Source organism: Limnothrix sp. FACHB-406, assembly GCF_014698235.1.
Classification (GTDB): domain Bacteria; phylum Cyanobacteriota; class Cyanobacteriia; order CACIAM-69d; family CACIAM-69d; genus CACIAM-69d.
Genome location: NZ_JACJSP010000019.1, coordinates 64131 through 76224, shown reverse-complemented (window position 1 = coordinate 76224; position 12094 = coordinate 64131). Strand labels below are relative to the sequence as shown.

General features: G+C 55.8%; 10 protein-coding genes. 7 read left to right on the top strand and 3 right to left on the bottom strand.

Going from position 1 to position 12094, the window contains the following annotated elements; genetic code table 11:
* Positions 1–100: 100 nt before the first annotated feature.
* Together H6G53_RS15670 and H6G53_RS15665 are read left to right on the top strand one after the other, a co-directional pair.
* Entirely contained in the window at positions 101–1456 is a 1356-nt protein-coding gene (locus tag H6G53_RS15670) for a TrkH family potassium uptake protein (protein WP_099531825.1), read from the top strand.
* A gap of 196 nt (positions 1457–1652) precedes the next feature.
* Entirely contained in the window at positions 1653–2366 is a 714-nt protein-coding gene (locus H6G53_RS15665) for a TrkA family potassium uptake protein (protein ID WP_099531826.1), read from the top strand.
* A gap of 136 nt (positions 2367–2502) precedes the next feature.
* On the opposite strand, the gene H6G53_RS15660 is transcribed toward H6G53_RS15665, so the two are convergent.
* A complete protein-coding gene (locus H6G53_RS15660) occupies positions 2503–2808 on the bottom strand; it encodes a hypothetical protein (protein WP_099531827.1) in 306 nt (101 codons plus the stop codon).
* A 509-nt stretch (positions 2809–3317) separates the two neighbouring features.
* On the opposite strand from H6G53_RS15660, the gene H6G53_RS15655 reads away from it, so the two are divergent.
* Positions 3318–4544 (top strand): DUF790 family protein, encoded by a 1227-nt coding sequence (locus tag H6G53_RS15655; RefSeq protein ID WP_190534575.1) that lies wholly within the window; start codon positions 3318–3320, stop codon positions 4542–4544.
* A gap of 19 nt (positions 4545–4563) precedes the next feature.
* Here the strand turns inward: H6G53_RS15655 and H6G53_RS15650 are convergent, their stop codons facing one another.
* Both H6G53_RS15650 and H6G53_RS15645 read right to left on the bottom strand, forming a co-directional pair.
* The gene (locus H6G53_RS15650; RefSeq protein WP_190534572.1) at positions 4564–6642 is read right to left on the bottom strand and encodes a phosphodiester glycosidase family protein; all 2079 of its coding nucleotides are present in this window, start codon (positions 6640–6642) and stop codon (positions 4564–4566) included.
* 114 nt (positions 6643–6756) lie between these two features.
* On the bottom strand, positions 6757–6951 hold the full coding sequence (locus tag H6G53_RS15645) for a heavy-metal-associated domain-containing protein (RefSeq protein WP_190534569.1): 195 nt from the start codon (positions 6949–6951) through the stop codon (positions 6757–6759).
* Between the two features lie 163 nt (positions 6952–7114).
* Between H6G53_RS15645 and H6G53_RS15640 the strand changes: the two genes are divergently transcribed.
* The 4 genes from H6G53_RS15640 to H6G53_RS15625 all read left to right on the top strand — a co-directional run bounded on the left by H6G53_RS15640 (position 7115) and on the right by H6G53_RS15625 (position 12053).
* A complete protein-coding gene (locus tag H6G53_RS15640) occupies positions 7115–7981 on the top strand; it encodes a branched-chain amino acid ABC transporter permease (protein ID WP_099531831.1) in 867 nt (288 codons plus the stop codon).
* Positions 7982–8318: 337 nt separating this feature from the next.
* Positions 8319–9503 carry a helix-turn-helix transcriptional regulator gene (locus H6G53_RS15635; RefSeq protein WP_190534566.1) on the top strand — a complete coding sequence of 395 codons (1185 nt, stop codon included), beginning with the start codon at positions 8319–8321 and terminating at the stop codon, positions 9501–9503.
* A 167-nt stretch (positions 9504–9670) separates the two neighbouring features.
* On the top strand, positions 9671–10909 hold the full coding sequence (gene cofH / locus H6G53_RS15630; RefSeq protein WP_305068629.1) for a 7,8-didemethyl-8-hydroxy-5-deazariboflavin synthase subunit CofH: 1239 nt from the start codon (positions 9671–9673) through the stop codon (positions 10907–10909).
* A gap of 85 nt (positions 10910–10994) precedes the next feature.
* Positions 10995–12053: a hypothetical protein gene (locus H6G53_RS15625; RefSeq protein ID WP_190526176.1), complete on the top strand. Its 1059-nt coding sequence runs from the start codon at positions 10995–10997 to the stop codon at positions 12051–12053.
* Positions 12054–12094: the final 41 nt, after the last annotated feature.

The window sequence follows — 12094 nt, the reverse complement described above, 5'->3', positions numbered from 1 at the left end:
CCGGTTCTTTCGCAACTGATTTTTTCGCAACTGATCCAACAATCCCAAACCTCAGGTATTCTGCAAAAACTAAAAACTCGCTGATGGCAATGCCCAATTTATGACCCCAGCCAGAACCATTTGCCTGGGCTTTTTAATGGTGATTACGGTAGGCGCAATTCTCCTCATGCTGCCTATTTCTCTGACTAATCATCAGTGGAGCGATCCGATTACCGCGCTTTTTATCTCCACTTCGGCTGTTTGTGTGACCGGACTTTCAGTGGTTGATGTGGGGAAATATTACTCATTCTTTGGTGAGTTTGTAGTTGCTCTCCTAGCCCAAATTGGTGGATTGGGCTATATGACCGCCACGACTTTCCTGTTGCTGATTTTGGGTCGTCGTTTTGGCTTAAAGGATAAACTCGCCCTGCAACAATCGCTAGATATGCCCGGCATTTCAGGCGTTTTGCAACTGGTGAAATCCATTATTGGCGCAACCCTCCTGTTTGAGCTAACCGGTGCATTTTTATTGCTGGGGGCTTTTGTTCCTCAATTAGGTTGGAATTTGCAGGCAATTTGGTTCTCGGTATTCCACAGCGTCAGCGCTTTTAATAATGCTGGCTTTGGGTTATATACCGATAACTTCATGCAGTTTGTGGAATCGCCTGTGCTGAATTTCACCATCACAGGTTTGATCATCTTTGGAGGAATTGGCTACCAAGCGATTATGGAGGTGTTTTTTTGGGGGCGATCGCGCTTAGGTCGTAATCACGCCGCTAGCCTGCGTCCCGATCGCTTCATGTTTTCGCTTAACTTCAAAATTGTCACCACCACAACCCTGGCCCTCCTGCTAATTGGAACGGTTGCCATTTTGGTGACCGAATTTAACAACCCAGCCACACTCGGCAACCTCAGTTGGAATGGCAAACTCTTAGCCGCTTGGTTCCAATCGGTAACCACCCGCACGGCTGGTTTCAACACAATTGATAATGGAAAGTTAGGATCAGCTGCGCTGTTTGTGACCATCGCCTTGATGTTTGTGGGGGCCAGCCCTGGCAGTACCGGCGGCGGCATCAAAACCACCACGATTCGGATTTTAACCGGCGTGACCCGAGCGGTTTTGCAAGGTCAAAGCTCCGTCATTTTGTTTAATCGCCAAATTCCAATGGCGTTAATTATGAAGGCGATCGCGGTTTTCTTGGGTTCCCTCAGTGTGGTTGTGGTGTCCACCATTCTGTTAACGCTATTTGACCCGGCGATTCCGTTTGTTCAGTTGTTTTTTGAAGTGGTTTCCGCCTTTGCAACCGTTGGTCTATCCACAGGAATTACAGCGCAGCTCTCCGTTGGCGGCAAATTAGTTCTCATTGGCACAATGTACATTGGCCGGGTGGGCATTCTGCTGCTCATGAGCACTTTAATTAGTGAAAATGCTCGCAGTGTAATTCGCTATCCCGAAGAGGAATTGCTGGTGGGATAATTTGGCTCTGGTGCAATTCTTTTTCTCGATTAGCCCATTTTTTCGATCAACTGGCTTGATGCGATCGCCCTGACTAACTCACCGAATGGATGAAATTGATCGGTCAGCTCGATCGACTGGATCAAATCAGTTTGCTTAATTCGCCTCATAGGTTTGCTTTAAATCATCTTGACCCTGTGATTGATGGAGATTTCAAATGCAGTTTGGTTCCCTTAGTTTTTGGCGCAATTTTCGCAGCACGAACAAACAATATGTGGTGCTGGGCTTGGGTCGTTTTGGGCGTGCTGTTTGCTCCACGCTGCACCAAATGGGCTATGAGGTGATGGGAATTGACTCGGGTGAAAAGCAGGTCACCCAAGCCCTGAACGATAATATTGTGTCCCATGCATTGCAACTAGACACGACCGATCGCCAGGCCCTGGCAGAAGCTGGAGTTTTTGAATTTGAAACAGCCATTGTAGCGATCGGGAATTACATTGAAGCCAGCACCATCACCACTCTGAACCTCAAAGATGGCGGCGTGAATTATGTGGTTGCTAAGGCATCCACCGAAATTCATGGGCAATTGCTGGATAAGGTGGGAGCAAATTTGGTCATTTTTCCCGAGCGCGAGATGGGCTGCCAAGTGGCACGAATGCTCACCCGGCCCAACGTGCTGGAACGGCTAGATTTGGATGCCAACAATAGCGTGGTTGAGCTGGTGATTCCTGAGGAATTTGAAGGAAAAACGCTGCAAGAACTGCAACTGCGATCGCGCTATGGTGTGAATGTTTTGGCTGTGGCTCAACAATGCACAAAGGGCGGCGTGGAGAATATCCAAGTTAACCCCAATCCCTACGATCGACTGCACAAGGGAATGGTGCTCATTGTGATTGGTTCCAATGAAGGAATCGAACGGTTGCCGATGTAGATAATCTAGGTCAATTGCTGATTCAACTTGGCAATTCAATTTGGCAACTCAACTTGATGACCTAGATCAGCGATTGAGATGGGTGCTCTAAACTGCTAAGGCAATTGCCCCTGAATCTTGTGAATCTTGTGCCCGCCTAAATAGCTTCTTGCCAGGGAAAACCACTACCGTTGCCATCACCCAAAGGCAACGTCATGAAGGGAATGCCATTGGCAAAAACTGAAAGATGGCGGGCCACATTCAAAGCTGTGATTGGCTCCACCAAAGCCCCATAAAGACCCAACAATTTTTCAGCAACCGATCGATTGGGACAGTGAATTTCCAAGGTGCGCCACCGCCGCCGAATTCGACATTGGCGCAAAATTTGTAAGCGGCGGTTCAGGTCAGGATCTTCGCGGTAAAAATCCAAAATGACGCGCCCAAAGTCGAGGTTGAAATTCATAGTCTATCCTCCCGCGATCGAAACGGGCGATCGCCCTCATCACACTAATGATGGTCGGTGGCGATTCCCATGGGCATCACCTTTGGTGGCTGGGGATTAGGAGCCAATAACCGTATTTCGATTGAAACGCGCTTTCGGAAAGGCGGCCAGGAACTGACAAAAGAGTTCACGACCGGTTGCACCTCGTTACGAAAATCGTTAAAGTCCGCAATTTTCCGTTTCAATTGACATGGATGAACCCAAATTGACGGGATCCACTGATCAGCGGTCGATTCAAAGCTGATCAGATTCTAATCAAGGTGATCAAAAGGTGATCAAGCGGATCAATTTGCTTAATCTGATCAAAACTTGAGCGATTGGTGGTCAAATGCCGGTCGATCGCTGGTTAAAATTTGGGCCGCTGGCGGTCTAGAGGATGGCCAGTTCAAAGGCACACAAAATTGCATCAAATCGCACAAATTGACGAAAAATTACAGTAAATTACAGTCGATCGGGGTGAATCGAGACGGATGCTGCCATCGGAGCTATTAATTCATCGACGACGCGGCGAACAAATTATCCCGAAGCGCTTGCCTTTGGGCCCAGAGCACCTCAGCCAAGCCCAGGCCACAATCGCCCAATTTCAAGCGGCCGTGGGTCAGCCTAAATTGCAACTCGATCGCACCTTGGCTGAACTAGAAGGCACTAGCCCAGATTTCAAAGTGCAGCGAGGATTTGCGCATTTGTTGGAATCGGGATTTTCGACCTTTGAAGTGGTCAGCCCGATCGAGCCGTTGGCCCTCCGTCAGCGGGTCTTTGCCTTGGCCAATGCTCAGCCTCCCAGCCGCGATCGCGCTGGGGCCGTTTGGGAACAGGTGGCCCGGGAGTTGTCCATGGAGGGCGATCGGGAAGTTTTGCCCTCGGAATTGCAGCAATCTTTATATGCTGATTTGCCCCAAAACCGAATTTTGACGCAATTTGATCCTCCCACCCCCGAAGCCCTGATTCATCGCTATAACCTGTCCCAAGTTCAGGGAATTTTCTATCGTGCAAGTCACCTAAAAATTGATGCCTATCGCAATGATCCCGGTGAGTATAAATTGCTCTTTCGCTATTTAAAACTCTTTCAGTTAATGACCTATATTGAAGGCGATGAAGATACGGGATTTACGATTAGTGTGGATGGGCCCGCCAGTTTGTTCAAAGCCAGCACGCGCTATGGTTTATCGCTGGCAAAGGCGATCCCAGCCCTGTTGCATGTGACGAAATGGCGGGCAACGGCCACCTTGCAGGATCCCGATCCCCTCACCCGATCGCCCCAAGAACGGTTCTATGAACTGACGGCAGATTGCAGCTTAGTCAGTCACTATCCAGCCGGTAAACCCTTTGACAGCTTAATTGAAGAATCTTTTGCCAAGCGCTGGGAAAGCACCAAAACCGATTGGAGGCTGGAACGCGAAGTGAACCTGATTCCCATTCCTGGCAGCGTGGCCATTCCGGATTTTCGGTTGGTGCATCCCGATGGGCGATCGTGGATCTTAGAAATTGTGGGCTATTGGCGACCGGACTATCTGCGCAAAAAGTTTGCCCAGGTGATCAAGGCCGATCGCCCCGATTGGGTTTTGGCCATTTCCGAGCGCTTAAACCTAGAAAAGGCGGGTCTCGATGCACGCCAACTACCCGCCAAGGTGATTTGGTTCAAGGATCGGTTGGCTCCCAAGGCGGTTTTAGAGGCGATCGGGGAAACCGATCCCTAGGGGCAAAAACGCCGATCGCCTAGGGGCTGTTGAGGAAGATGCCCAGCGCACCATGCACTCGGGCCGCGCTGCGGGACGGGCGATCGACAATCCGCCCACCCACAACCAACGTGGTGGAACTGCCGCCATCGAGGTTCACCCCGTTCACAATCCCCATTTGCCGCATTAATTGCGCCATTTCCGAGAGCGACGGGCCGCGACCGCCCACGCGATTTTGCACAGCCACCACCAACAACCGACCATCAGCCGTTTGTCCAAAGCCACTGCGTGCCGCCAACTCCACAATGAAGGCATCGCTGAAGCCTTCGCGTTTGGCATCCAAGACAATTTGCCCGTTTTGCAGCATCAAAGGGCCAGCGGCAACAATCTGGGGTAAGCCGTCAAAGCCGCTAGGGTTGCTGCTGCTTTGTAACCGCACAGTGGTTCCCACAGGCAGGGCCGCCGCCACGCTGGAGAGCGATCGCGCCACGAGCAGATAGCCATTGGCCGGAATCGGAAAATTGCTGCTGCCGGCCGGGCCCCCCGTGAGCTGTTGCGCCACCCGATCGCCCTGCACCAAAATGCCTAATTCCCCATCGCTGAGGGTTTTGTAGCTGCTGCCCCAATCGCTGGTGTAGCGAGCGATGCCCCCTTGGATGTAGCCACTGTTGAGGGTGGTGAGTGTCCAATTTTGGCTGCCAGCGCTGATTTGCTCCCGCAGTTGCAGGCGATCGAACAAAAATTGCCCCGCATCATTCCAACCCACGGCCCCACGACCCAAGATCGGCCCCGACAGCCACCGGCCATCGCGCCGCAGGGCCCCCAAGGGCAGTTGGGTGTTGCGGTTGAAGTAACCGCCATTGATACCAGCGGGCGCTTCCCACTGGCGGATGGTTTGCACAAGGGGGGCAATGCCCGTTTGGCCGGCCGCATTGGGCGGCAGGGGCCGCAGCCGCAGACCCGGTTGGCGCGGGTTTAGCTCCAGCCACTGCACCGGAAACCGGGCAGACCCAAGGCTGAGGTATTGTTGCCGCCAGGTGAGACCGTTGGCCCAGGCGATCGAGCGGCTGGGGAGCCAATCGGGCCGCAGATCAATCACCAGTCGATCGGGCTGCACCAGGGTGAACGCCCTGGGCCGCGATCCGCTGGGAATGGGAATCCGGATGATGGTGCGGTTTCCGGCGGCGGTGATGTCGAGGGTGCTGCTGTTGGGCGGCAGGGCCGATCGGGCATCGAGGGCCACGATCAGGGTGCTGCCGTCTTCTTCCAGTTGCACCGCCGTGGGCCGATCGAAGTCCAACACATAGCGCGGGCCCCAAGCCTGATTGCCTTGGCGCAAGGTGCGGAGGGTGGAAACGGCGGCGGTGATGTCCAGGGTGCTGCCGTTGGGCCGCAACTGCCACCCCCGATCGCGGGCCCAATCGGTAATGTCCAAATAGCGAAAAGCACCAATTTGCCGAGCCGCCAGGGTCACGGGCATGGGCGAAAACCACTGAATTGGCTGGCGATCGGGCGCATTGGTATCCAGCAAATCAGCCCCCACCAACTGGGCGATCGCCCCGTCGGATAGGCCAATGCGGGTTTGGCCGTTCTCGCTCCAGCGGGCCCAACTGGCCCAACTGTTGGGAATCGATCGGCCATTCACCGTGATTTGGGTGCTGGTTTCCGCCCCGGCCGCCACTTGGGCAATCACCGACAGCGGCAACAGGGAATCGGCTTCGCTCAAGGACTCGGAACCGGTGAGTTCAGAACCGTTTGACACAGAACCGTTTGACACAGAACCCATCGATCCAAAATTTGCGGGTTTTTCAGATGCTTTTGCTAATTCAGCGGCTAATTCAGAATTGGCGGACTCAGAACCCATGGGCCCGGATGCTGCACTGGGTAAGGCGATCGGTGCAACGGACTTCAGGCTAGCGGCTTGCATTCGGGGTTGGGGAGCCGTTTGGGCCAGGCCAGGCATTGCCCCCCACCCCAGGACGATCGCCCCACCCACGCCCAGCCACCAGCGGCCCGAGCCTGTTGAGTCGAATTGCTGACCCGATCGCCCATAGCCACGTCGGCTCGATCGACTGTGTGCTTGCTTGCTCTGCACCGTTGTCACCCCAATTCTTGCCATGACTGCAAATTACCGATCGCCAGTCCACTGATTGCCAATGATTGCTAATCGATCGATCCCGATCGCCCGATCGCCCCGCACTGCTCGCCGCATCCGTCAGCAATGAGCCATTGATTAGCTCACTGGAAAGCCCGCCGCCTCGATCGCCTCGCGGATCGTGCCTTCTGCCGACTGGGTTTCCACAATCACCTGCTTGGTGGCCGGATCGCCCTGCACCGTCGCTTGGGGATCCACTTCTTGCACCGCGCGGGTAATGGCCGCCGCACAGGAAGCACAGGCCATGCTAGGAACCGTAAATTGCAGTGTCATAGACTCTTGAAAATCTTAAAAATGACGTTGAAATGGCCTTGAAACCACATTGAATAATCACGCTCCAAGAGCGCGGCCGGGGCGCAAGCTAATTTCCAGACGCTTGGCCAAGCGGTACACTGGCAACCGTCGCCCAGCCTAGCATTATCGCCCTCGATCGCTCATGGATCTGCAACTGGTTCAGTTTCTAATTAACGGGGTCGCCGTCGGCTGCATCATTGCCCTTGCCTCCGTGGGTTTAACCCTCACCTACGGCATTTTGCGCTTGTCAAACTTCGCCCATGGGGACTTGATGACCCTCGGAGCCTATCTGGCTTGGGTCGCCAACAGCGCGGGGGTAAATATTTGGCTGGCGATCGCCCTCGGAGCCGTGGGAACCATTGGCGTGTCCCTGCTGAGCGAAGTGGCGATTTGGCAACCCATGCGCCAACGCCGGGCCAACTCCACCACCTTGATCATCATCTCGATCGGGGTGGCCTTGTTCCTTCGTAACGCGATCGTCCTGATTTGGGGCGGCAACAACCAAAACTATGACCTGCCCGTGGTTGCTGCCTTTGACCTGTGGGGGCTGAAGGTCAAGTTTTACAACATTGTGGTGGTAGGTTTGGCGGCCCTGGCGATCGCCGGTTTGCATTACCTCCTGCAAAACACCAAGGTCGGCAAGGCCATGCGGGCTGTGGCCGATGACGTGGACTTAGCACGGGTGACCGGCATCAACGTGGATTGGGTGGTGCTGTGGACTTGGATCATTGCCGCTGGTCTGACGGCTTTGGGTGGCGGCATGTATGGACTGCTAACGGCCGTGCGACCCAACATGGGCTGGTTTTTGATTGTGCCGATGTTTGCCTCGGTAATTTTGGGCGGCATTGGCAATCCCTACGGGGCGATCGTGGGTGGCCTGGCGATCGGGATTGCCCAGGAAGTCAGCACCTATTGGCTGCCCACGGAATACAAGATGGCTGTGGCCTTGGTGATGATGGTTTTGGTGCTGCTGGTGCGGCCGCAAGGTCTGTTTCGGGGCACAACTTAAAAGTGGCAGCCTGAGAAATCAAGACAAACTCGAAACAACAAACTTGAAACACAGGATCCACGGGCCACTATTGCGAATCGATCGGCCAGCTTGCGAGGCATCGGTAACCGTTGAATAACCCCGATCCGGTTGATCAACCCCCCACCCGCTGACGGCCGTTTCGGCGGTTTGAAGCATCACAGCGGCGCAGGGATGCGGAAAAACAGTAGCGGTTGCTACATCAACCTTGACGAACTCCGTTCGCAATTGCCGTTATTTAACCTGCTCGCCTGGAAATTCTCCTGAAACTGGCCCCACTGACTGGAAGCAGTAGATCAGCCAGCCAGGAGGGGATTTCATGCTTGCTCAAGCCACACCGCCAGGGTTACCAGATACCCAACCAACGGATGTTTTGTTGGGGCAAATTGAAGCGGAACTAACGCGCAGTTTGGTTTATCAGCAGGCGATCGCCTCCTTGCAGGATTTGTTGGGTGAATCGGCGGAGGCGGCGCGGCGAGCGTTGGTGACGGTGGGCCGAGAGGCGGCGCGGCTTGCATTGCGCCGTAGCCAGTCGATGGCTGTGCCGATCGCCCTGCAAGAGCCAATGACCCCGGCCGCCGGTTTAGCGATCGCCCGCCAACAGGCCGGGGCGATTGGTCTTTGGCCGGATCCCGCTATGGTTCCGGCTCCCACTGACAACCCTTTTGATTTGCCTGAGTTGTTGATGAACGTGTTTGAAGGAACTTGGGCCACGCCGGATTACCAGAACACCGCTACCCAGCAGCCGATCATTGATGCCACACCCCAGGGCAAAGCGCCCCGGAAGGCAGGGTTAAACGGGTCAAGGCTAAATGATGCAGATTTGAGCGATTCAGGGCTGAATCATTCAGGGCCGAATCACTCGGGACTGAATCATTCACCGCTCAACGATGCAGCGCCCAGACCCTTGAGCAGTTCCCTGAGCAATCCCCGATCGGTCGTCGCCATTACCCTACCGGAGATGGATCCAATGGATTGGGATGAGAGTTTGCGGGCCATGGGTCGCACCTTGGCCGAGGTTCGGCAACAGTTGGGCTTCAACTTGGAACAAATCCATGTGCGCACCCACATTCCTTTGCGCCATTTACAGGCAATCGAGTCCGGCGACCTGAGCCGCTTACCGGAGCAGATTTATGTGCGTGGTTTTGTGCAGCGGATGGCGGAAGCGTTGGGCCTGGATGGCAAGGCATTGGCGGCCGCGTTGCCCCGCACAGAATCGGTGGCGGTGGTTCCCGATTGGTCGCAGCGCGATCGCAACACCAACCCTGCTTTGGAACTGAAGCCTTGGCATCTCTACGCGGGCTATGGGGTGATGGTGGCCAGTGGGTTGGCTTGGGTTTCCCACGCGGCTCCTGGTGCCAGCTCGCAACCGCTCAAGCCGGTGATTCTCGATCGCGAAGCGGTGGTGTCTCCGCCCACCAAGGCCGACCAGCCCCAATCTGCTCCCGCCACCGAGGCCGAAACCCTGGACTCTTTCATTGCTCCGCCGGAAGCCACGCGCTAGGGTCAAGGCCGCTTGATGGGGCGAAATTTTGGGTGCAATCTTGGGCGAGTTCGACATGGTGGAGCGGTTGCGCTGCTCTGGCCCTGGGCGATCGCCTTGAAATTAGCCATCTTTAGCCATCCGTTGATTAGCCCTTAAACTGGCGATCGTTGCGTTTGGCTTCCCCTATGATGGCTTCGATCGCCCCATCCCCCGCCCAGTTGGCAGCATTTGACCAGGCCTTGGAACGGGCTTTGGCCGGTGCGTTGTTGTCGCCCTCTGAAGGGTTGGTGTTGCTGGAAACGGCCTATCAATCCAAGGATTCGGCCCCGCGCGATCGACTGCGATCGGTGGCGGATCAGCTTCGGCAACGGCAAGCGGGCGAAACAGTCACTTACGTGATCAACCGAAATATTAATTTCACCAATATCTGCGAGCAGCATTGCAATTTCTGTGCGTTTCGGCGGGATGCGGATCAGGCGGGGGCCTATTGGCTCGATCGGGCGCAAATTTTGGAAAAAGCCGCCGACGCGGTGGCCCGGGGAGCCACAGAAATTTGTATGCAAGGGGGACTGAACCCCGAGGCGAAATATCAGGGGCGATCGCTGGATTACTACTTGCAACTGGTGCGATCGATTAAAGACACCTTTCCCCAACTGCATCTGCACGCCTTTTCGCCCCAAGAAGTGCAGTTCATTGCCCGAGAAGATGGCCTGTCCTTTGCGGCTGTGATTGGGGCCCTGCGAGATGCGGGGGTGGGGTCAATGCCCGGCACGGCGGCGGAGGTGTTGGTGGATTCGGTGCGGCGGATTTTGTGCCCGGAAAAAATCAACAGTGCCACTTGGTTGGAGATTGTGGAAACGGCCCATCGCCTGGGATTGCCCACTACCAGCACCCTGCTCTCGGGTCACATTGAAACCCCCGCTGAACAAATCGCCCATTTGGAACACCTACGATTGCTCCAGCAACGATCGCGCGATCGGGGCGATCGGGGCATCACGGAGTTTATTCTGCTGCCCTTTGTGGGCCAGGATGCGCCACCGACCTTGCGGCGACGGGTGGGCCGCGATCAACCAATTCTGATCGATGCCCTGATTTTGATGGCCGTGGCGCGGCTATACCTGGGCCCGGTGATTGCCAACCACCAGCCCAGTTGGGTGAAGTTGGGTCTGGCGGGAGCCACCGAAGCCCTGCGCTGGGGTTGCAATGATTTGGGCGGAACCCTGATGGAAGAGCACATCACCACCATGGCCGGAGCCACGGGCGGGACTTGCCAAAGCCCGGAGGATTTGCGTGGGGCGATCGCTGCCTTGGGCCGACCGGCTCGCCAACGGGACACCCTCTATGAGGCGATCGACGGCCCAATCAATGGGACAACTGATCCAGCCATCGACAGGGCGATCGATCCTTCCCGATCGGCCGCATAATGATCCGGCTGTTGCGATCGCCCGCACCCCCATGGACTATCCCGATGCAATGCCCGCCGACTTGGCCCCCGACGCGATCGAGCCGGTGGCCCGCCCGCCCCTAACCACCGAGGATTTGGAGCCACCCACGGATCTGAGTTTGCAGTTGCCGGATCCGGAAGACGACAAAATCAGCTTCAGCGATTTCCAAATCCAAATTGACAATGCCTGGCGCGTTTGCGATCGCTTCGACCTGCAAACGGATATTTGGCGGGGACGGATTTTGCGGATTGTGCGCGATCGGGAAAAACGCAGCGGTGATGGCCGGGGCACGGGCTTCCTGAACTGGCTGAAGGATCGTGAAATCAGCAAAAGTCAAGCCTATAGCCTGATTGAGCTGGCCGACAGCGCCGATCGACTGATGGATCAAGACGCGCTGGAACCGGAAACCCTTCGCCACTTCAGCAAGCGTGCCTTTGTGGCCACGGCCAAAGCCCCCGCCGAAGTGCAACACATGGTGGTGGCCGCGGCTCATCAGGGCGATCGAATCGCCACCAACACCGTTCGTCGCCTCACAGATGAGTGGCAGGCCGCCACCTCCGAACTGTTGCCCGAAAACATTCGCATCAAAGCCGCCGAGCATTCCCTGCCGGCCCGCTACCTTGCGCCCCTGGTGCGGGAAATGGAAAAGCTACCCGAGGTGCATCAGGTGGCCCTGCGCGAGGAAATTGAAGACCAACCGGATAAGGAAACGGTGAAACAGGCCACGGCCCAAGCGAAATTTTTGGCGCGATATTTGGATGCAGCCACGCGAGTTGCGGCACTCGATCGCCCGGAACTGGATCTAGAACAGGCTCTGGAGGAAGCCCTGCGGCTCGGTAGCTTGAATTTGGCGGCGGACTTGGTGAACCAGGCAGCTCAACTGGAACAGGCGATCGCCAAAACCTACAGCAGTTGGAAACGGGTGCGCGACCTGGCCGATCGGCTTTGGGTAGATAGCGGAGCCAGCACCCCCCACCTCCGCAACCTGATTAGCTGTCTGGGAACTCTTTCCAGCGAGCAAGTCAGCGTTCCCCTGGCCGGTGGGGGCGATCGGGTTGTGCGCTTGCAAGTGCTAGAAGAAGCCGAAGTTGGAGCCGAAGTCGAACCATTCCCAGCGCCATAAACCAGTCCCCAAGGGATATCAAAAGCCAGGGCAAGATGATT